This window comes from Ruegeria sp. B1 (genome assembly GCF_056535885.1).
On record NZ_JBQFJA010000001.1, the window covers coordinates 3,052,818 to 3,072,669 of the forward strand.

18 protein-coding genes are annotated in these 19,852 nt (G+C 58.9%); 12 read left to right on the top strand and 6 right to left on the bottom strand.

What is annotated here, in order from left to right; genetic code table 11:
* Positions 1-51: 51 nt before the first annotated feature.
* Positions 52-480 carry an Lrp/AsnC family transcriptional regulator gene (locus tag ACR3ES_RS15080; protein ID WP_170430034.1) on the bottom strand — a complete coding sequence of 143 codons (429 nt, stop codon included), beginning with the start codon at positions 478-480 and terminating at the stop codon, positions 52-54.
* 86 nt (positions 481-566) lie between these two features.
* Here ACR3ES_RS15080 and rocF point away from each other — a divergent pair, with 86 nt between their 5' ends.
* Genes rocF through ACR3ES_RS15095 form a run of 3 tightly spaced genes read left to right on the top strand, consistent with a single transcriptional unit; the run spans position 567 to position 3,457 of the window.
* Complete coding sequence (gene rocF / locus ACR3ES_RS15085) at positions 567-1,487, top strand: arginase (protein WP_170430031.1); 921 nt, start codon at positions 567-569, stop codon at positions 1,485-1,487.
* Complete coding sequence (gene ctlX / locus ACR3ES_RS15090; protein WP_170430029.1) at positions 1,487-2,407, top strand: citrulline utilization hydrolase CtlX; 921 nt, start codon at positions 1,487-1,489, stop codon at positions 2,405-2,407. The genes rocF and ctlX overlap by 1 nt, the downstream gene beginning before the upstream one ends.
* A 9-nt stretch (positions 2,408-2,416) precedes the next feature.
* Complete coding sequence (locus ACR3ES_RS15095) at positions 2,417-3,457, top strand: ornithine cyclodeaminase (RefSeq protein ID WP_170430026.1); 1,041 nt, start codon at positions 2,417-2,419, stop codon at positions 3,455-3,457.
* A gap of 49 nt (positions 3,458-3,506) precedes the next feature.
* Here the strand turns inward: ACR3ES_RS15095 and ACR3ES_RS15100 are convergent, their stop codons facing one another.
* The 3 genes from ACR3ES_RS15100 to ACR3ES_RS15110 form a co-directional block, all read right to left on the bottom strand.
* Positions 3,507-4,910 (bottom strand): TRAP transporter large permease, encoded by a 1,404-nt coding sequence (locus ACR3ES_RS15100; protein ID WP_170430024.1) that lies wholly within the window; start codon positions 4,908-4,910, stop codon positions 3,507-3,509.
* A 3-nt stretch (positions 4,911-4,913) separates the two neighbouring features.
* Positions 4,914-5,543: a TRAP transporter small permease gene (locus ACR3ES_RS15105; protein WP_170430022.1), complete on the bottom strand. Its 630-nt coding sequence runs from the start codon at positions 5,541-5,543 to the stop codon at positions 4,914-4,916.
* 61 nt (positions 5,544-5,604) lie between these two features.
* On the bottom strand, positions 5,605-6,621 hold the full coding sequence (locus ACR3ES_RS15110) for a C4-dicarboxylate TRAP transporter substrate-binding protein (RefSeq protein ID WP_170430020.1): 1,017 nt from the start codon (positions 6,619-6,621) through the stop codon (positions 5,605-5,607).
* Between the two features lie 425 nt (positions 6,622-7,046).
* Here ACR3ES_RS15110 and acs point away from each other — a divergent pair, with 425 nt between their 5' ends.
* The 8 genes from acs to ACR3ES_RS15150 all read left to right on the top strand — a co-directional run bounded on the left by acs (position 7,047) and on the right by ACR3ES_RS15150 (position 16,491).
* Complete coding sequence (acs, locus tag ACR3ES_RS15115; RefSeq protein ID WP_170430018.1) at positions 7,047-9,011, top strand: acetate--CoA ligase; 1,965 nt, start codon at positions 7,047-7,049, stop codon at positions 9,009-9,011.
* A gap of 7 nt (positions 9,012-9,018) precedes the next feature.
* Positions 9,019-9,702 carry an adenylate kinase gene (locus ACR3ES_RS15120; RefSeq protein ID WP_170430016.1) on the top strand — a complete coding sequence of 228 codons (684 nt, stop codon included), beginning with the start codon at positions 9,019-9,021 and terminating at the stop codon, positions 9,700-9,702.
* A 185-nt stretch (positions 9,703-9,887) separates the two neighbouring features.
* Positions 9,888-10,169, top strand: a complete 282-nt coding sequence (locus ACR3ES_RS15125) for a DUF4212 domain-containing protein (protein ID WP_170430014.1) — start codon at positions 9,888-9,890, stop codon at positions 10,167-10,169.
* A gap of 15 nt (positions 10,170-10,184) precedes the next feature.
* The gene (locus tag ACR3ES_RS15130; RefSeq protein WP_170430012.1) at positions 10,185-11,969 is read left to right on the top strand and encodes a sodium:solute symporter family protein; all 1,785 of its coding nucleotides are present in this window, start codon (positions 10,185-10,187) and stop codon (positions 11,967-11,969) included.
* Positions 11,970-12,078: 109 nt separating this feature from the next.
* Positions 12,079-13,902, top strand: coding sequence for a DUF294 nucleotidyltransferase-like domain-containing protein (locus tag ACR3ES_RS15135; RefSeq protein ID WP_170430010.1), 1,824 nt, complete (start codon positions 12,079-12,081; stop codon positions 13,900-13,902).
* A 66-nt stretch (positions 13,903-13,968) separates the two neighbouring features.
* On the top strand, positions 13,969-14,487 hold the full coding sequence (locus ACR3ES_RS15140; RefSeq protein WP_170430008.1) for a hypothetical protein: 519 nt from the start codon (positions 13,969-13,971) through the stop codon (positions 14,485-14,487).
* A 2-nt stretch (positions 14,488-14,489) separates the two neighbouring features.
* Positions 14,490-15,902, top strand: a complete 1,413-nt coding sequence (locus ACR3ES_RS15145) for a 3'-5' exonuclease (RefSeq protein ID WP_170430006.1) — start codon at positions 14,490-14,492, stop codon at positions 15,900-15,902.
* Positions 15,903-15,990: 88 nt separating this feature from the next.
* On the top strand, positions 15,991-16,491 hold the full coding sequence (locus ACR3ES_RS15150; protein WP_170430004.1) for a flavin reductase family protein: 501 nt from the start codon (positions 15,991-15,993) through the stop codon (positions 16,489-16,491).
* 76 nt (positions 16,492-16,567) lie between these two features.
* Here the strand turns inward: ACR3ES_RS15150 and ACR3ES_RS15155 are convergent, their stop codons facing one another.
* Positions 16,568-17,629, bottom strand: a complete 1,062-nt coding sequence (locus ACR3ES_RS15155) for an Mrp/NBP35 family ATP-binding protein (protein ID WP_170430002.1) — start codon at positions 17,627-17,629, stop codon at positions 16,568-16,570.
* Positions 17,630-18,143: 514 nt separating this feature from the next.
* Here ACR3ES_RS15155 and ACR3ES_RS15160 point away from each other — a divergent pair.
* The gene (locus ACR3ES_RS15160; protein ID WP_480423809.1) at positions 18,144-19,016 is read left to right on the top strand and encodes a substrate-binding domain-containing protein; all 873 of its coding nucleotides are present in this window, start codon (positions 18,144-18,146) and stop codon (positions 19,014-19,016) included.
* Between the two features lie 14 nt (positions 19,017-19,030).
* Here ACR3ES_RS15160 and ACR3ES_RS15165 read toward each other — a convergent pair whose 3' ends face one another.
* Positions 19,031-19,846: an extracellular solute-binding protein gene (locus tag ACR3ES_RS15165; protein WP_170429998.1), complete on the bottom strand. Its 816-nt coding sequence runs from the start codon at positions 19,844-19,846 to the stop codon at positions 19,031-19,033.
* Positions 19,847-19,852: the final 6 nt, after the last annotated feature.

A 19,852-nucleotide genomic window follows, 5' to 3' on the forward strand; every position in this document is an offset into this window, starting at 1 on the left:
ACACATTTCCCATGCTGATCACAGCACTACGGGCTGGTCGCATGCTGAGGATCAAAACCGGCCCTTGCGCGTGGACAGCAACAGGTTTGTCTCGGACCGGTTGATGCCCTCCATGCGACGGATCTGAAACAGAACCTCGTCGAGTTCTGCCAGAGTCTCGGTGCTGATCTCTGCAATCAGGTCCCAGCTTCCGTTTGTGGAATGCACCGCACGCACTTGCCGCATGGCTGCGATTCGGGCCATAGTCCGTTCAGTTCCGCGCCCTTCGATTTCCAGCATCATCAATCCGCGGACCGGGCTTTGCGCCACATCGCGCCGGGTCAATACCGTAAATCCGACAATCTCGCCGGATTGTTTAAGCCGCTGCAGCCTGCTGCGCACCGTGGTCCGTGTGACGCCCAGCGTTTCGGCCAGTTCGGACAGCGAAGCCCGGGCGTCTCGGTGAAGGGCGCTGAGCAATCGGCTATCCAAATCGTCCATATCGTTGTCTCATTTTGGATTTCTTTGTTCCATTTTGAGCAATTTGATCTCTTCACGCAAGACATATCGTCGGTCTACATGATCACATGGAGACAAAAGACGTAATTTTGGTCGGCGCGCCGATGGATGACGGCAAGCACCGCCAGGGCTGCCGCATGGGCCCCGACGCCTACCGCGTCGCAGGCCTGGAGCAGGCCTTGACCGATTTGGGACACACCGTGACGGACTGGGGCGACATTGCGCCCGACGATGTGGACATTCCCCCGCATCCGCACCTTTTTGCCCTACCGGAATGCGTGGGCTGGACCCGCGCGCTCAGCCGGGCTGCACAAGACGCCGCACAGAACGGATTGCCTATCTTCATGGGCGGTGATCACGCCTTGTCCATGGGCACCGTTGCCGGCATGGCCGCTCATGCGCAACGCATCAAACGCCCCTTGTTTGTTCTCTGGCTCGACGCGCATAGCGATTTTCATACCCCGGACAGCACCGGCAGCGGCAACCTGCACGGCACACCGGTGGCCTATTTCACCGGTCAACCCGGATTTGACGCCTTTCCGCCCCTGCCTGCCGCTGTACCGACCAACCGTGTCGGCATGATTGGGCTGCGCTCGGTCGACCCGGAGGAACGTGCCGCACTGGAACAGGATCACGCCATGCTGGTCGACATGCGCAGCGTCGACGAACATGGAATCAAAACGCCCCTTTTGGCGTTTCTTGACCGCGTCCGCAGTGAGAACGGTCTGCTGCATGTCTCGCTGGACGTCGATTTTCTCGATCCGGCCATCGCGCCCGCCGTCGGAACCACAGTGCCCGGAGGCGCGACCGAACGTGAGGCGCATCTGGCGATGGAATTGCTGCATGAAAGCGGGCTGGTCTGTTCGCTCGACCTGGTCGAGTTGAACCCGTTTCTGGACGAACGCGGACGGACCACGAAACTGATGGTCGATCTGGCCGCATCTCTGATGGGGCGCCGGATTTTTGATCGCCCGACACGGAGCTTCTGATGCTGTCCCTTCAAGCCCCTTCCGCTGTGGTCATGATCCGTCCGCATGCCTTTGCGTCCAATCCGGAAACTCGTGATGACAATGCCTTTCAAACACTGGCCAACCGGTCGGCCGAGGCCACCTCGGTCGCCGCGCGCGACGAGCATGACAAGGCCGTTGAAAAACTACGTTCTGCGGGTGTCACGGTCCATGTTTTTGATGACCACGGTGACCTGGACACACCTGACAGCGTTTTTCCAAACAACTGGTTTTCGACCCATCCCGGTGGTCATGTGGCGATCTACCCAATGTTCGTTCCCTCCCGCCGGCGTGAACGGCGCGCGGACGTCATCGAGTTGCTGAAACAGGACTATCGCGTGCAGGATGTCATCGACTATTCGGGGCTCGAGCAGGATGATCTTGCTCTTGAAGGGACCGGGGCGATGGTGCTCGATCACGTTGCCCGCATTGCGTACACGGTGAAATCGAACCGCGCGGACCCGGTTTTGCTGGAGCGGTTCTGCACCCATTTCAATTATGAACCCATCGCGTTCGAGGCCCGCGACGCCACAGGCCGCGACGTGTATCATACCAATGTGCTCATGGGGATCGGGACGCATTACGCGTTGATCTGTCTGGACATGATCCCGGATGCCGAGCGGCGGGCCACCGTCCGGGCTAGGCTTGAGGAATCCGGTCGGACAGTCATTGATCTGACCCATGACCAGATCGCCGAGTTCGCCGGAAATGCGATTGAACTGATGGGGGACGACGGTCTGGTGCTGGCCCTGTCCAGCCGGGCGATGGCAGCGCTGAGGCCCGACCAGATCGCAGCCATCGAGGCCAGCGCAACGCCGCTGCCGCTTTCGGTTCCAACAATTGAAACTGCTGGTGGATCGGTGCGTTGCATGATTGCAGGCGTCCACCTGGCCCGCCGATAGGAGCAAGATATGCAACCGTCCGACAAAGCCCTGGTGCCCTTTGTATCCGTCGACAACATGATGCGGCTTGTTCACTATATCGGCATCGAAGCAATGATCACCCAGATCGCCGCGCAGATCGAGGCGGATTTCAAACGGTGGGAGAGTTTTGACAAAACCCCCCGCATTCCGGCGCATTCGCCGCATGGCGTGATCGAACTGATGCCGACATCGGATGGCGAAGCCTATGGGTTCAAATATGTGAACGGGCACCCCAAGAATACCTCCGAAGGGCTGCAAACGGTCACCGCGTTCGGCCTCTTGGCAGATGTTTACACAGGCTACCCGACCCTTTTGACCGAAATGACAATGCTGACGGCATTGCGGACGGCTGCGACCTCGGCCCTCGTCGGCAAGTATCTTGCACCCAAGGCCTCATCCACGATGGCAATGATCGGCAACGGGGCACAATCCGAGTTCCAGTGCCTTGCGTTCAAGGCCATGTGCGGCATCGACACAGTTCGGCTGTACGACACCGACCCCAACGCCACGGCGAAATGCGCGGCCAACCTTCAAGGCAAGGGTCTGACCGTAGCGGCTTGCAAAACAGCCGAAGATGCAATCGAAGGCGCTCAGATCATCACGACCTGCACGGCGGACAAGAAATACGCGACGATCCTCACAGACAACATGGTTGGCCCCGGCGTGCATATCAATGCAATCGGCGGCGACTGCCCCGGGAAGACAGAGCTGCACCGGGACATCCTGCTGCGGTCAGAGATCTTTGTGGAGTATCCCGAACAAACGCGGATCGAAGGCGAAATTCAGGCGTTGGATCCGGATCACCCTGTCACCGAGATGTGGCAGGTGATCACCGGTCAGGCCGTAGGGCGCACGGATGACAGCCAAATCACCCTTTTTGACAGCGTAGGCTTTGCCATCGAGGATTTCTCGGCCCTCCGATACATCAAGCGCGCCATCGAAGACACTGATTTCTTTGAACCTTTGGATATGCTGGCCGACCCGGATGACCCGCGCGACCTGTACGGGATGCTGATGCGGGCACAATAGAGAACCCGCAACAATACCAAACCTGCCCCGGCCTCTGGCCGGGGCTTTTTTATCCGGCCAGGGACGGCAGGTAGAGAACGATGCCCGGAAAGGCGACAAGTAGCGCGATGGTGACACCATCTGCGATGAAGAAAGGCGTCACGCCTTTGAACACGTCCTGAACGCTGAGATCCGGCCGCACACCCGCCACCACGAAACAGTTCAGACCGATGGGCGGCGTGATCAGGCAGAATTCGGCCATCTTCACCACCAGAATACCGAACCAGATCGCGCACATCGGGCCGGACATGCCGAACGCGCTATCTGCGGCGCTGACAGCCTCACCTCCGTTCAGCGCCATGACGGCCGGGTAGACAACCGGCAGTGTCAGCAGCAACATCCCGATGGCATCCATGAACATGCCAAGCACGGCGTAGGCCAGCAGAATACAGATCAGGATCAGCATGGGGGACATTTCCAGCGAGGTGATCCAATCTGAGAACGCGCCCGGCAGGTCTGCAAATCCCAGAAAACGCACGTAAATCAGGACGCCCCAGATGATGGAAAAGATCATCGCGGTCAGTTTCGCCGTCTCCAACAGGGCGGATTTGAACTCTGCCCACCGCATCCCGTGAAACAGGGCAAAACAGAACACGATAAAGGCCCCGATGGCGCCGCCTTCGGTTGGTGTACCCCAGGCCTTGTCGCCGAACGGGTTGTAGACAAAACAGATGATGATCAGGATCACCGCAACGATCGGGATTGCACCGGGCAGCGCCGTAAAGCGCTGTTTCCAGGTAAAGCCCGTCACAGGCGGGCCGACTGTTTTGAAGAAAACGGCGATGCCCACAATCAGTAAGCCATAGACAAGGGCCGAAAACGCCCCCGGGATAAACCCGGCCAGCAACAGTTTGCCCACGTCCTGTTCGACGATGATGGCATAGATGACAAGGATGGCCGAGGGCGGGATCAGCGACGCCAGTGTTCCCCCGGCTGCCACAACACCCGCTGCAAAGCGTTTGTTATAGCCAACCCTCAGCATCTCCGGGATCGCGATGCGGGCAAAAACAGCCGATGTGGCCACGGACGCGCCCGAAACGGCCGCAAACCCTGCGGTCGCAAAAACCGTCGAGACCGCCAACCCTCCGGGCACCCACGCGATCCAGCGTTTCGCCGCCTCGAACAGGGCCCGGGTCAGGCCCGCGTAATACGCAAGGTAACCGATCAGAATGAATGTCGGAATCAGACTGAGCGTGTGCGAGGCAACCTTGGAATGCGGCACCTGTCCCGCGGTCTTAACGGCAACCGTCACAGCCCGCCCGAACCGGTCCGGATCGTAGTCGAATTTCGCCCAGAAGATCCAGACCAGACCAACAAGGCCAGCCAGACCTGCGGCAAAGGCCACACGCATGCCGGTGACCACAAGAACCAGCAAGCCAGCCGTGACCCACAGGCCGATGTCAATCGTGTCCATGCGTCAGTCCTGCCCCTCGAACTTCTCAGCCTCGGCTGCGGCCTGAGCCGCCGCGTCCTGTATCAGCGGGACGGCCACTGGCGTGTCCAGCCCCAATACGAAAGCCCGGCCATAGCCCCAGACCTGCAGGATCAGCCGCAGGCACAACACGGAAAAGGCAATGGGCGCCAGCAGTTTGGCTGGCCAGAGCGGAATACCGATATCTATGGAGCTGTCCCGGCTCCACAGCGGCGCGCCGAAATCGAATGACCGGTCGAAATGGGACCAGCTGCCCCAGACCAGCGCCAGCATCAGAACCAGAATAAGGATCACTGAAATCAGTTCGAACAACCACAGCGCGCGGCCATGCAAGCGCGCGATGACAATATCCATACGGATATGTCCGCCGGACCGCTGGACAAAAGAGATGCCCAGAAACGCGATCAACGGCATTGCCTGCTCGATCCAGTCCACATATCCGGGCAAAGGCGCGTTAAACGCGTTGCGCCCGCTGACGGAAACCACCGCCAAAACCATCAGCCCAAAGACGGCCAACCCGCTGATCAACGCCATAAACCGTTCCAGTTTCAGCAGATGTTGATCCAGCTGGCTCAGGCGGCTGCCGTCCTCCAGCACCGTGGCATGTCCTGCCATTCCGGCATTCTCCTAACGTATGAAGAAACCGGGCGCCGTGTCGGGCGCCCGGTGCGTGTGATCAGTTGCCGCCGCGCTGCTGTTTCAGCGTCGTCTGAACCAGATCATACAGGTCCTGTGCCGGAAGACCCTGCGCTGACATATCCGCAATCCACTGCTCGCGGATCGGATCAGCCGCCTTGGTGCGGAATTCTGCAATCACCGCCTCGTCGATATTGATCTTCTGCACGCCTTTTTCATCCAGAACGCTGTCCCACTGTTCCAGCAACCCGCCATAGTTGGCGAGATAGTGGTCAATCGCCTCGTCAATCGAACTGTTCAGAGCTTCGCGATGTTCCGCGGGCAGTGCCTCATAGGCATCGATATTGACAACGACCGGGCAATTCACCGTTCCGGGGTTCAGGTTGGCTGTCCACCAGTCCGCTTCGTTGATCGTGCCGAAAGACAGATGGGCGTGCTGGGCAAAGGCAACGGTGTCAACGACGCCGGATTCCATCGCATTGTAGGCCTCTGTCGCGGGCACCGAGGTTGGCACACCACCAACCGCCTCGAAGGCCTGCCCAAGGCCGCCGGTTGCGCGGACCCGCATGCCATCAAAATCGGCCAGTTCATCCCGCGGCTCGCCTGTGCCCACGATGTTGTACTGCGGCATAGGCGACGTCATGATAATGCGGGCATTCCACTGCGCCATCTCATCCTTGACGGCCGGGTGATCATAAACCGCGTGGCTGACGGCCACCTCTTCGTCCAGGTTGTTCACACCCAGAAACGGCAGTTCCAGCACGGTGATGGCGCGGTTCTTGTCCCGATGGTAACCGGCGCAGAACTGCGCCATTTCAAACGCACCGATCTCGATCCCGTCCAGATTCTCGCGCGGCTTGGACAGACCACCATAGCTGACGTTGATGGTGAAATCCCCGCCGGTCTTTTCGCTGACCAGTTCGGCAAGTTTCTCGACATGTTCCGTAAAGGCACGGCGCTTGCCCCAAACGGACGCGTTCCATTCGGTTGCTGCAGCTTCGGTGACAAAGGCAACGCCAATGGCGGCGACAGCTGCACCGCTCAACATCTTTCTCATAGTGAATTCTCCCATTGGTGCGCCTCCTCCCGAGGCGCTTGGCACTGAAGCTAGCGCCAACACCAGTGTGTGCCAACCCCCGCCGACGGTTCGCGGCCAACGCACAAGCAGTTCGCTTGTTCCGCAGGCAATCCCGACACGCTGCTAGTTTTCTGTCGCGGTGGATCGGCTCACGAAGATCAGCAAGTAAAAACACAACAATTAATTCATTGTTTTATATATGATATTCTGAATTATTTACATTTTGTTGACTCAATTCTTGGCTTTGTAGAAATTTCTTTACAAACAAATCTAAGGATTACTGATATTTATTTATTTGTTTTCAGAACCCGGTAATACTGCAGCCGGGGAGGAACAGGATCGAAGGGTCCCGTTCAGCGGGCGAACTGATCCACGTAGACCAATCCAGAGGGAGGAGCCTCAGAATGACTACCGCTGCTCAGGCAGATTCTAACGTATATCCGCTATCCGCTGAAACCGTTGCCCGTGCGCATGTCGACTCGAGTCAATATGACGATATGTATGGCGCTTCGGTCTCTGACCCCGATGCATTCTGGGGCGAGCACGGCAAGCGCGTCGACTGGATCAAACCGTTTACCAAGGTCAAGGACGTCAACTACGACTTCGGGTCCGTCAAAATCAACTGGTATGCGGATGGCACGCTGAACGTGTCTGCCAATTGTCTGGACCGCCATCTGGAGACGCGCGGCGATCAGACCGCGATCATCTGGGAGCCCGATGACCCAAATGATGCGGCACAGCACATCACATATGCCGAACTGCACCGCCGCACCTGCCGCATGGCCAATATTCTGGAATCCATGGGTGTGCGCAAAGGGGACCGCGTTGTCATCTACCTGCCAATGATCCCCGAGGCGGCCTATGCCATGCTGGCCTGCGCACGCATTGGCGCCATTCATTCGATTGTCTTCGCAGGCTTTTCGCCCGATGCGCTGTCTGCCCGGATCAATGGCTGTGATGCCAAAGTCCTCATTACAGCCGACGAGGCCCCACGCGGCGGGCGCAAAACACCGCTGAAATCCAATGCCGACGCGGCCCTGCTGCACTGCAAGGACACGGTCAAATGCCTGGTGGTCAAGCGGACCGGTGGCCAGACGACATGGATCGACGGACGCGATTACGACTATAACGAAATGGCGCTGGAAGCGGATGACTATTGCGCGCCTGCGGAAATGAGCGCCGAGGATCCCCTGTTCATTCTTTACACGTCCGGCTCCACAGGTCAGCCCAAGGGCGTTGTGCATACAACCGGCGGATATCTCGTGTATGCGTCGCTGACACATGAGATCACATTCGACTATCACGACGGCGATGTGTACTGGTGCACCGCTGACGTGGGCTGGGTCACGGGCCACAGCTATATCGTCTATGGCCCGCTGGCCAACGGCGCGACCACCCTGATGTTCGAAGGCGTGCCAACCTACCCGGATGCCTCACGCTTCTGGCAAGTCTGTGAAAAGCATAAAGTCAACCAGTTCTACACGGCACCGACCGCATTGCGGGCCCTCATGGGGCAAGGCAACGAATGGGTCGAGAAATGTGATCTGAGCGATCTGCGCGTGCTGGGCACCGTGGGCGAGCCAATCAACCCCGAAGCCTGGAACTGGTACAATGACGTCGTCGGCGGCGGACGCTGCCCGATCGTCGATACATGGTGGCAGACCGAAACCGGTGGTCACCTGATGACCCCCCTGCCCGGCGCACACGCTATGAAGCCGGGATCGGCCATGAAGCCTTTCTTTGGCATCGAGCCGGTGGTTCTGGACCCTCAATCAGGTGTTGAGATCACTGGGAACGGCGTCGAAGGTGTTTTGTGCATCAAGGACAGCTGGCCCGGGCAGATGCGCACTGTCTGGGGCGATCATGAGCGGTTCGAAAAGACCTATTTCTCGGATTACAAAGGCTACTACTTTACCGGCGACGGTTGCCGCCGTGACGAAGATGGCGACTACTGGATCACAGGTCGTGTTGATGATGTGATCAACGTCTCGGGCCACCGTATGGGCACCGCCGAGGTGGAAAGTGCGCTGGTGGCGCACGCCGCCGTGGCTGAGGCAGCTGTTGTGGGCTATCCCCATGAAATTAAAGGGCAAGGCATCTATTGTTATGTCACTTTGATGAATGATCGCGAACCCAGCGATGAGTTGCTGAAAGAGCTGCGCACATGGGTTCGGACAGAAATTGGTCCGATTGCCTCACCTGATGTGATCCAGTGGGCACCGGGCCTGCCCAAGACCCGTTCGGGCAAGATCATGCGCCGTATCCTGCGCAAGATCGCCGAGAATGACTTTGGCTCACTGGGCGACACCTCGACCCTTGCGGATCCATCCGTGGTCGAAGACCTCATCGAAAACCGGGCGAACAAGTGAGGATGTGATGGACGCTGCCACGATCACCACACCCACGGTTCTGATCCTTCTCGGTCCTCCGGGCGCCGGGAAGGGCACGCAGGCGCGGATGCTCGAAGACAAGTTCGGTCTGGTTCAGCTCAGCACCGGCGATCTGTTGCGCGCCGCCGTAGCAGCCGGGACCGAGGCGGGACAGGCCGCCAAGGCCGTCATGGAGGCCGGCGATCTGGTCAGTGACGATATCGTTATCGCGATCTTGGGCGACCGTATCGCCGAGCCGGATTGCGCCAAGGGTGTCATTCTGGACGGCTTCCCGCGTACCACGGTTCAAGCCGAGGCGCTGGACGGATTGCTGTCTGAAAACGACCAGAAGATCAGCGCGGCCATCAGCCTCGAGGTTGAAGACGCCGAAATGGTGATCCGGATCTCGGGCCGCTACACCTGTGCCGGCTGCGGCGAAGGATACCACGATCGGTTCAAAACGCCTGCAATCGAGGGTGTCTGTGACAAATGCGGTCACACGGAGTTCAGTCGCCGGGCAGATGACAACGCGGAAACGGTGGCCTCGCGTCTTGAGGCCTATCACGCGCAGACCGCGCCGCTGATCACCTATTACGAAACCCATGGAGTGCTGCAGCGCACCAATGCCATGGGCGGGATTGAAGACATCGCCAGCGATCTTGAACGGATCGTTGGCGACACGATGAGTTAAGGGGAGGAGACAAGCCCACACCGGGCTTTGCTCCGATAACAGACTACTTCGAAGGACCCGCCTTGGCGGACCGGTGGAGTTTTGCCCGATGCTGACCCGGCGTTTGGCATGTCCGAGATGCGGCCCGATGCGCTGGAGGAGTTATGCAAAGGGCCGCTCAACGAGCAAGCAAGGAGGAACCCGCAATGGCGGATCAATCTACAGACTCCGCGCAGACTGCCGAGGCCGACAAAGGCTATTGGCAGGCCAACCTGCGCCTCATCTACATCAGCCTCGCGATCTGGGCGCTGGTGTCGTTTGGATTCGGCATCCTGCTGCGTCCGCTTTTGTCCGGGATCGCCATTGGCGGCACCGATCTGGGCTTTTGGTTCGCACAGCAGGGATCGATCCTGGTCTTTCTGGTGCTGATCTTCAACTACGCCTGGCGCATGAACAAGCTCGACGCCGAATTCGGCGTAGAAGAATAAAGGAGCGCAGGGACAATGGATCAGTTTACCATCAACCTGCTGTTTGTTGGCGCGAGTTTCGCGCTATACATCGGCATCGCGATCTGGGCCCGTGCGGGGTCCACATCAGAGTTCTACGCCGCTGGTCGCGGCGTTCACCCGGTCACCAACGGTATGGCGACAGCGGCAGACTGGATGTCCGCGGCCTCGTTCATCTCGATGGCGGGCCTCATTGCCTTTACCGGCTATGACAACTCGACCTTCCTGATGGGTTGGACCGGTGGCTACGTGCTGCTGGCGCTGTTGCTTGCGCCCTACCTGCGTAAGTTCGGCAAGTTCACCGTGTCAGAATTCATCGGCGACCGGTTCTACAGCCAGACCGCACGTATCGTGGCGGTTATCTGTCTAATCGTCGCGTCAGTGACCTACGTGATCGGTCAGATGACCGGTGTGGGCGTTGCTTTTGGCCGTTTCCTCGAAATCGACAACACCTATGGTCTGTTGATCGGCGCGGCGGTTGTGTTTGCCTATGCGGTGCTTGGTGGAATGAAGGGCGTGACCTACACTCAGGTCGCTCAGTACTGCGTGCTGATTACCGCCTATACCATTCCGGCCATCTTTATCTCGCTCCAGCTGACAGGCACGCCGATTCCGGCCATTGGCTTGTTCAGCGACACCGCCAGTGGTGAGCCTCTGCTGACCAAACTGGACGCGATTGTGACCGAGCTTGGCTTTAACGACTATACGGCGCACCACTCGAACACGCTGAACATGGTGCTGTTCACGCTCTCGCTGATGATCGGTACCGCCGGTCTGCCGCACGTGATCATGCGCTTTTTCACCGTGCCGAAAGTGTCTGACGCCCGCTGGTCCGCTGGCTGGACGCTGGTCTTCATCGCTCTGCTGTACCTGACCGCCCCTGCGGTTGGTGCCATGGCGCGCTTGAACATCAGTGACATGATGTGGCCCAATGGTGGCATCGAGGGTGGCGCTGTTTCGGTCGAGGCTATCGACACTGATCCACGCTATGACTGGATGAAGACGTGGCAAAAAACCGGTCTGCTGGATTGGGAAGACAAGAACGGCGACGGCAAAATCCAGTACTACAACGATCAAAACGCTGACTTGCAGGCGATCGCTGAAGAAAAAGGCTGGGTTGGTAACGAGCTGACCAAGTTCAACCGCGATATCCTGGTTCTGGCGAACCCGGAGATTGCCAACCTGCCAGGTTGGGTTGTGGGTCTGGTTGCTGCCGGTGGTCTGGCTGCGGCTCTGTCCACGGCTGCGGGTCTGTTGCTGGCGATCTCGTCGGCGGTGTCTCATGACCTTGTGAAAAGTGCCATCAACCCGCAGATCTCGGAAAAAGGAGAACTGCTGGCGGCGCGGATCGCTATGGCTGTGGCCATCGTGGTTGCGACCTGGCTGGGTCTGAACCCACCGGGCTTTGCGGCGCAAACCGTGGCCCTTGCCTTCGGTCTGGCGGCTGCCTCGATCTTCCCGGCGCTGATGATGGGGATCTTCTCGACCCGCATCAACAACACCGGTGCGGTCTGTGGCATGCTGGCCGGTCTGGTTGTGACCCTGGTCTACATCTTCCTGCACAAGGGCTGGTTGTTCATTCCGGGCACCAACTCGTTCACCGATGCTGATCCGCTTCTGGGTCCGATCAAGTCGACCTCGTTCGGCGCCATCGGTGCGATGATCAACTTTGCGGTTGCCTACGTTGTTGCAGGCATGACCAAAGAAACTCCGCAGGAGATCAAAGAACTGGTCGAAAGCGTTCGCATTCCCCGTGGTGCGGGTGCCGCTCAGGATCATTGAGCGTGATGCGGCCTTTGGGTAAGGTCCAAAGGCCGCGTCTTTCGACTGACTGTCCCCGCCCGGCACTCCACCGGGCGGGATTTTTCTTAAGGAAACCTAGAGAGATCTGATGCCCCTGTCCCATGATGAGATCACCCGGTTTCTGAAATCCGTCCACCCTTATGACGCGCTGCCAGCCGACGTGCTGGACGATCTGGCAAAGCAGATCGAAGTCTGGGAGGTCGAAGAGGATTATCCGGTCTACGAGCTGGGGCACAACTTGCCGGGCGTATTCGTCATTTACGAAGGGCAGATAGAAATCACCGACGAGAACGGTGCCGTGGTGTCGCATCTTGGTTTGCGCAACTCATTTGGCGAACGCGGGCTGTTGAAAGATGGCAAAGCGGCGACAAAGGCGCGCGCGCATACCCCGTCGGTCCTGATGGTTTTGCCGCCGCATGTTGTTCGCAACCTGATTGAGGGGCACGACGTCGTCTCAAAGTTCTTCAACAGAACACGCGGCGAACGTACGGGACCTCAGAGCCTAGCGACCAGTGCAATTGATGTGCTGATGGCACATGACCCGGCCACCTGCCCGCCGAACACCCCGGTTCAGGACGCCGCCCGGATGATGCGCGACAAAGGGATTTCATCGCTGTGCATCACCGAAGGCGATACATTGCTCGGCATTGCAACGCTGCGGGATATCTCGGGCAAATACGTGGCCAGCGCCATGCCGGACAACACAACAATCTCGTCTATTATGACATCCGATCCGGTGACTTTATCGCCCAGCGATATCGGATCGGACGTTCTGCATGTGATGATGGAGCGCGGCATCGGCCACATTCCGATCTCGGAGGCGGGGCGCCTTGTCGGGATCGTAACACAAACGGACCTGACCCATTATCAGGCCGTCAATTCCGCCGAGCTTGTGCGCCGGATCGCCCGCGCGCAATCCGCAACCGAAATGGCGCTTGTGACATCGGAGATACCGCAGCTTTTGGTGCAATTGGTAGCGGGCGGCAACCGGCACGAGATCGTCACGCGCCTGATAACCGATATCGCCGATACCGCGACACGCCGGTTGTTGGCCTTGGCCGAAAAGACACTGGGACCGCCCCCTGTTCCGTATCTCTGGCTGGCCTGCGGCTCTCAGGGCCGACAGGAACAGACCGGCGTGTCGGATCAGGACAATTGTCTGATGCTCGACGACGGCGTCAAAGAAGCCGACCTGCCCTATTTCCAGAAATTGGCAAAACTTGTGTCGGACGGGTTGGATACATGCGGGTATTTTCACTGCCCCGGCGACATGATGGCGACCAATCCGCGCTGGTGTCAGCCGGTCAAGGTCTGGCGCGACTATTTCAACGGCTGGATTGCAAAGCCAAACCCCGAGGCGCAGATGCTGGCCTCGGTCATGTTCGACCTGCGCCCGATCGGCGGTCAGTTCGATCTGTTCGCTGACCTGCAAAGCGATACCCTGAGCGCCGCCAGCGCGAACTCGATCTTTGTGGCGCACATGATCTCGAACTCCCTCAAACACACGCCACCACTGGGACTGTTGCGCGGGTTTGCCACCATTCGCTCCGGCGAGCATCGCAATACACTGGACCTCAAGCATAACGGAGTTGTTCCGGTGGTCGATCTGGCCCGGATTTACAGTCTTCAGGGACAGTTGACCGAGGCCAACACCCGCGCCCGGCTCAAAGCTGCAGAAGCCAGCGGTGTGCTCAGCCCATCCGGCGCGCATGACCTGCTGGATGCTTATGACCTGATCGCCGAATCCCGGCTGCAGCATCAGGTCAGGCTAGTTAAATCGGGCGGTGATCCAGACAACTACCTGCCGCCGTCAGATTTGTCGGACTTTGAGCGAAGTCACCTAAGGGATGCGTTTGTGGTGGTAAAAACTATGCAGTCGGCGGTTGGTCATGGCAAAGGCATGCTGGGCTGATCGTCTAACGGTCGGAAGCGAGCAGGAATACAGCGGGCGACACAGCCCAAGCAACGGAGAGACGATATGTTTCTGGAATTGATCGGCACAATCTTTGCAGGCTTTGCCTTTGCCGGCGTTGTGATGATTCTGAACAAACTGACGGGCGGCCGCCTGCCCCGCTGGTCCGCGCCTGTGGCCGCTGGACTTGGGATGATCGGTGTCACCATCGCCAGTGAATATTCCTGGTATGACCGGACCCGGGAAAACCTGCCCGACGGGTTGGCCATTATCCAAGAGGTTGAAAGCCAGGCCTTTTATCGCCCATGGACCTACGCCGTGCCTTTTGTGGATCGCTTTGCCGCCATCGACACCGTGTCTGTACGCACCAACGACCAGGTTCCGGACGAGCGCCTGGTTGATCTGTATTTCTTTGGCCGCTGGGCGCCAGTCTCGAAACTGCCTGTTGCAGTGGATTGCGCTGGCAATCGCCGCGCCAATCTGGCGGATGGTGCAGAGTTTGCCGATGACGGTCGCCTTTTGAACGCCGACTGGATTGCCGCCGGAACCGGCGATCCGATCATCGAGGCCACCTGCGGGGTTTAACGATGCTGACCAAGCTAAGCCTGCGCATGAGGATCTTTCTCTTTTTCTGCCTGTTGGCGGTGGGCGGGCTGGTTGTCAGCACATTTGCGTTATGGGTGAGCTTTGTGCGGGCGGACGACCCCGAACTGCTGGACGACTTCATATTCGCCGAAATAGTGATCGGTTTTGGGTTTTTGGCCATGGTCGCAGGCGTTTGGCTGTTGTTCGATGACAACGTGGCGAAACCAATAGAACGTTTGTCTGCAGAGCTGCGTGCCCGCGCTCATGCCGGGGTCAGCAGCGAAATGGATTTGCAGGCCGCCCGGTATCTGGGGGACCTCGCCCCCGCTGCGGCAGGGCTGGCAAATCAGCTATCGGAAAAGACCATGAACATTGCCGAGGTTGTTGCCGCCGAAACCGCCAACCTCGCCTTTGAAAAACAAAGACTGACCGCGTTATTGACTGAAATTCCGGTGGCCATGGTTCTGGCAACCCCGACCCATAAGATCGTGCTCTACGATGCTCAAGCGGCCGAGGTTCTGGCGCAAATCGCACATCCCCGTTTAAACGCCTCGTTACTGGAATATCTGCAACCCGGCCCGGTAGAGCAAGCCTACGCACAGCTGATCAAGTCCGGGATGGACGTGACCTGCACCCTCCTTAGCATCGACGGAAACCAGAGTTATTCGGCGCGGATGAAACCCCTTGGCGATGCGCCCGGATACATGCTGATCTTTGACGACAGCGCGGCCCATATTTCTCCAGATGCCGCGCGTCCGTTGGTCTATGATTTCGACCTGCTGCACTCGGCCGCCGAAGACGAATTTGAAAGCCGGACCTTGTCGGATTTGTGTTTTGTGGTGTTTGATACGGAAACCACGGGGTTGCTGCCCCACAAGGATGAGATCGTTCAGATCGGCGCCGTTCGGGTTGTCAAAGGTCGGATTGTGCAGGGTGAGCAGTTGGACATGCTGGTGAACCCCGGCATTCCGATCCCACCGGCGTCAACCAAGGTGCACAAGATCAGCGACCCGATGGTACAAACCGCGCCGGACATCTCCGAGGCCGGGCGCGTCTTTCACCAGTTTGCGCGCGATGCGGTGATCGTGGCCCATAATGCCCCGTTTGACATGGCCTTTCTGCGTCGTCATGCGAAACGCATGAATGTCGAATGGAACCATCCAATTCTGGACACGGTGCTTTTGTCTGCGGTGCTGTTCGGGCCCAGTGATACCCACACGCTGGACGCCCTCTGCGACCGTCTGGACATCACAATTCCCGATGAATTGCGCCACACTGCGCTGGGGGACGCGGTTGCAACAGCAGAGGCTTTGGTCAAGATGTTGCCTGTGCTTCAGGCCCGGGGCATGATCACATTTGGCGATGTGATTGTCGAAACGCGTAAACATGGCCGGTTGCTCGAAGACCTGAACTGACCGGTCAATCAGTACAACACGCTCAGCTTTTCATGGACAATCCCGGGCGGTCGTGGCACCTGATGGCCGACTTGAATATGAGCGTGCGATGTCGGAAAAGACCTTCACCCCAAGCCCGGATCAAAGCCAGGCCTTTCGCGAGGCCTTGGGGTGTTTTGGCACCGGCGTAACGGTCGTGACCACCACCACCGAGCGCGGTCCGCGTGCGATTACGGTGAATTCGTTTTCTTCAGTCTCGCTCGACCCGCCATTGGTTCTGTGGTGTCTGGCAAAAGAGTCGAACCGGTTCGATGCGTTCAAAGACCGCCAACATTATTCCATCCACGTCATGGCGCAGGAACAGCAGGAACAGGCCCTGCGGTTTGCCCATGATGGCGCTGATTTCACCCATGCGGAATGGTCTGTCGATGACGCCGGGCGACCGCAGTTGGCCAATTGCCTTGCACGTTTTGACTGTCACCTGCACGCGTGTCACGAGGCGGGCGATCACCTGATCCTCGTTGGACATGTGGAAAAGGTGATGTATCGCAAAGGTCAGGGTCTGATCTTTAAACGCGGTCAATTCGGCGGATTCATGGACCTGATCTGAGGACCCAGATGGGCACTAAGCGGTGTTCACCTACCTGTACCCATTGATCCCTTGGTGATGGCCCAAACCTACTAGCTTATGCGTAGCCGTGTGCGACCATGTCTCGGGCGATCTTGCGGAACGCCCCGGCCTGCGGGCTGTCGGGTTTGCTGACCACGATGGGTACGCCCCCGTCTGCGGCCACGCGGATGTCCAGATGCAGAGGAATCTCCCCCAGCAGCGGAACACCGAGCGACTGCGCCTCGGCCGCGACCCCGCCATGGCCGAACACATGTTCCTCATGGCCGCACTTCGAACAGATATGGGTCGACATGTTCTCGATCATGCCGACGATCGGCGTTTTGAGCTGATTGAACATGTCGATCCCTTTGCGTGCATCAATCAGGGCGACGTCCTGCGGTGTCGAGACGACAATGGCGCCATCCACCTTGAACTTTTGGCCAAGCGTCAGCTGAACATCCCCGGTTCCGGGGGGAAGGTCCACGATCAGCACATCCAGATCGCCCCATTGCACCTGGCTCATCATCTGCTGCAACGCACCCATCAGCATCGGGCCGCGCCACACAACCGCCTGCCCTTCGTTGGTCATCAGACCCATCGACATCATCGTCACGCCATGGTTGCGCAGCGGCAGGATGGTCTTGCCATCCGGACTGGCCGGGCGCCCCGAAACACCCAGCATCTGAGGTTGTGAGGGGCCATAGACATCCGCATCCAGCAGGCCAACCCGGCGCCCCTCGGCCGCCAGAGCACAGGCCAGGTTGGCCGAAACCGTGGATTTACCCACGCCGCCTTTACCGGATGCCACCGCTATGATTCGATCCACGCCCGGAACCGCCTGTGGCCCTGTTTGGGATGGCTTCGGCTTGGGTTTCAGATCCGGCGGCGTCTTTTCAGAATGTGCCGTCAACAGCGCCGAAACCTTGGCGACACCTTCGATCATCTGCGCGGCCTGTTCTGCGGCGGCGCGAACCGGTTCCATCCGCTCTGCCAGCTTGGGGTCGACCTCAAGAACAAAGCGCACCGTATCGCCTTCGACATTCAAGGCGCGCACGACGCCGGCGCTGACAATGTCCTGACCCGAGACAGGGTCAGTGATCTTTTTTAGGTTCGCCAGAACCGCGTCACGAACGCTCATACGAAGACCCCTTTGTTGTGCCCGGCCCTTGGGGCGCTGCGAGACAGCATGTATCTGTCACTGCTCATCTCATATGTCTCCGTCCTTGTTCCGGTCGATCTGACGCATTTGACCCTTCTTTGGACAAATGCCGTCTTCTCTTGTGCCTGAGCTTGTCGCGTACCACCAGCCCCCTAGGCCTCACGCAACGATAAATCCACTCAGTAGAGGCTGCGACAATTACCCAAGTGCCCTTTGACCTGAGCAATTCTAAAACGCTCTTTTCTACGCAGTTCCAGACCGCTAGTTTCATGGGCACAAGGTACGGATGCAAGAACCGCAAGAGGCCAGAGGCCTGATCACCCGTTGGGTCGCGTGATGGCAGACCAGACCGGAACCGGAGGGAACCATGAAAGACGTTCGAACCGCTGCCAGTGTGGGGATCGCTGCTCCTGCCGCGCAGTTATGTACGTGCGATAGTCTCGGGTTAATCATCTGGGTTGCCGGGTCAAACCTGGCGTTGCGTCAAACCTGAATGGCTGACTATCTGACCACCCGCGAACTGGCCGACCTGCTGCGCATCGGTGAGCGAAAGGCCTACGATCTCGCGTCCTCTGGTGAAGTGCCCTGCGTCCGCGCCATGGGAAAGCTGCTGTTTCCCCGTGCCGAGATCATTGCGTGGCTCAACGCCTCTCGTTCGGGGCCTCAGGTGGCCGAACCGCCCCTACCCCCAATTGTCGCCGGCAGCCATGATCCATTGCTGGACTGGGCCCTGCGCGAAAGCGGATCAGGGCTGGCCACATATTATGATGGATCGTTCGACGGGCTGACCCGTCTCAGCGATCGCAGCGCACAGGCGGCCGTTCTGCATATCCACGAACAGGATGGGTTCAACACGCGCGCGCTGCACGACGCGTTGGGCGAAGCGCCCGTGGTTCTATGCGAAATCGCCAAAAGACAACGCGGCCTGCTGCAGGCCCCGGGTGTTATGGACATCTCATCTTTTGATGATCTAAGAGGGCGCCGCGTTATCCTGCGTCAGGACAGCGCCGCCAGCCAACGCTTGTTTGATGCGCAACTGGAAGACCACGGGCTGACGCGCGATGACCTAGATACCTTGCCCATTTGCGCCCGCACCGAAGAGGAACTGGCCATTGCCCTTCATGACAAGAAGGCCGAAGCAGGGTTTGGACTGGGAGCCCTTGCGGGGCTTTATGATCTGGGTTTTGTGCCAACCCATTCCGAACGACTGGATCTGGCAATCTGGCGGCGCGCCTATTTCGATCCGCCGATGCAGAAACTGTTGGTGTTTCTGAAGTCGGATCGGTTCGCCGAACGCGCCGCTGAGCTTGGGGGCTATGACCTCTCAGGCCTCGGCACCGTTCATCACAACGGCGCCAGCGGCTAGAGTTTCAGCCCTGTTTAACTGGCATTCGGAAAAAAGACCTGCTGCCCATGCAGTTTGTACGACTCAATCGCCGCCTGCCCGTCCGGTCCGGTCAGCCAGTCAATGAAGCGCTGCCCGGCTTTGGCCCGCACACCGGGATGCTTTTCCGGGTTCACCAGGATCACACCGTATTGGTTGAACAGGCGCGGGTCACCTTCGACCAGAATCTCCAGGTCCCCGACATTGCCAAAGGACAGCCAGGTCGCACGGTCTGTCAGGGCATATGCGCCCATTCCGCTGGCCACGTTCAGCGTCGCTCCCATACCCGACCCGGTTTCGCGGTACCAGGTGCCCGAGGCGGCGGTTGGATCGAGACCCGCAGTGCCCCAGTGGCCCATTTCGGCCTTGTGGGTTCCACTGTCATCCCCGCGCGACGCAAAGGGGGCCTCTGCCTCGGCCACCGCCGTCAAAGCCGCCACGATATCGTCCCCGCCCTTGACCTTGGCCGGATCGGATTTCGGGCCGACAAGCACAAAGTCATTGTACATCAGGTCCTTCCGCTCAACGCCCCAGCCATCGGCCACAAATTTCTCTTCCGCAGGCTTGGCATGCACGAGAAGGACATCCCCGTCGCCGTTTACCGCATTGCGGATCGCCTGCCCGGTGCCAACTGCGACAACGCGCACATCAATCCCGGATTCCGCTTCGAAGCCCGGCAAGATGTAATCCAGCAGACCTGAGTTCTGTGTCGATGTCGTGGATTGCACCACGATAAAAGGGTCTTCAGCCCAGGCAGGCCCAGCCATCAGGGCAAGCGCCGTGAGCGCCGTTCGAATAAATCCGCGGATCATCAAAGT

Coding starts and splice junctions, on each gene's coding strand:
- ACR3ES_RS15080 (WP_170430034.1), bottom strand. CDS start 480: ATGGACGATTTGGATAGCCGATTGCTCAGCGCCCTTCACCGAGACGCC.
- rocF (WP_170430031.1), top strand. CDS start 567: ATGGAGACAAAAGACGTAATTTTGGTCGGCGCGCCGATGGATGACGGC.
- ctlX (WP_170430029.1), top strand. CDS start 1,487: ATGCTGTCCCTTCAAGCCCCTTCCGCTGTGGTCATGATCCGTCCGCAT.
- ACR3ES_RS15095 (WP_170430026.1), top strand. CDS start 2,417: ATGCAACCGTCCGACAAAGCCCTGGTGCCCTTTGTATCCGTCGACAAC.
- ACR3ES_RS15100 (WP_170430024.1), bottom strand. CDS start 4,910: ATGGACACGATTGACATCGGCCTGTGGGTCACGGCTGGCTTGCTGGTT.
- ACR3ES_RS15105 (WP_170430022.1), bottom strand. CDS start 5,543: ATGGCAGGACATGCCACGGTGCTGGAGGACGGCAGCCGCCTGAGCCAG.
- ACR3ES_RS15110 (WP_170430020.1), bottom strand. CDS start 6,621: ATGAGAAAGATGTTGAGCGGTGCAGCTGTCGCCGCCATTGGCGTTGCC.
- acs (WP_170430018.1), top strand. CDS start 7,047: ATGACTACCGCTGCTCAGGCAGATTCTAACGTATATCCGCTATCCGCT.
- ACR3ES_RS15120 (WP_170430016.1), top strand. CDS start 9,019: ATGGACGCTGCCACGATCACCACACCCACGGTTCTGATCCTTCTCGGT.
- ACR3ES_RS15125 (WP_170430014.1), top strand. CDS start 9,888: ATGGCGGATCAATCTACAGACTCCGCGCAGACTGCCGAGGCCGACAAA.
- ACR3ES_RS15130 (WP_170430012.1), top strand. CDS start 10,185: ATGGATCAGTTTACCATCAACCTGCTGTTTGTTGGCGCGAGTTTCGCG.
- ACR3ES_RS15135 (WP_170430010.1), top strand. CDS start 12,079: ATGCCCCTGTCCCATGATGAGATCACCCGGTTTCTGAAATCCGTCCAC.
- ACR3ES_RS15140 (WP_170430008.1), top strand. CDS start 13,969: ATGTTTCTGGAATTGATCGGCACAATCTTTGCAGGCTTTGCCTTTGCC.
- ACR3ES_RS15145 (WP_170430006.1), top strand. CDS start 14,490: ATGCTGACCAAGCTAAGCCTGCGCATGAGGATCTTTCTCTTTTTCTGC.
- ACR3ES_RS15150 (WP_170430004.1), top strand. CDS start 15,991: ATGTCGGAAAAGACCTTCACCCCAAGCCCGGATCAAAGCCAGGCCTTT.
- ACR3ES_RS15155 (WP_170430002.1), bottom strand. CDS start 17,629: ATGAGCGTTCGTGACGCGGTTCTGGCGAACCTAAAAAAGATCACTGAC.
- ACR3ES_RS15160 (WP_480423809.1), top strand. CDS start 18,144: ATGGCTGACTATCTGACCACCCGCGAACTGGCCGACCTGCTGCGCATC.
- ACR3ES_RS15165 (WP_170429998.1), bottom strand. CDS start 19,846: ATGATCCGCGGATTTATTCGAACGGCGCTCACGGCGCTTGCCCTGATG.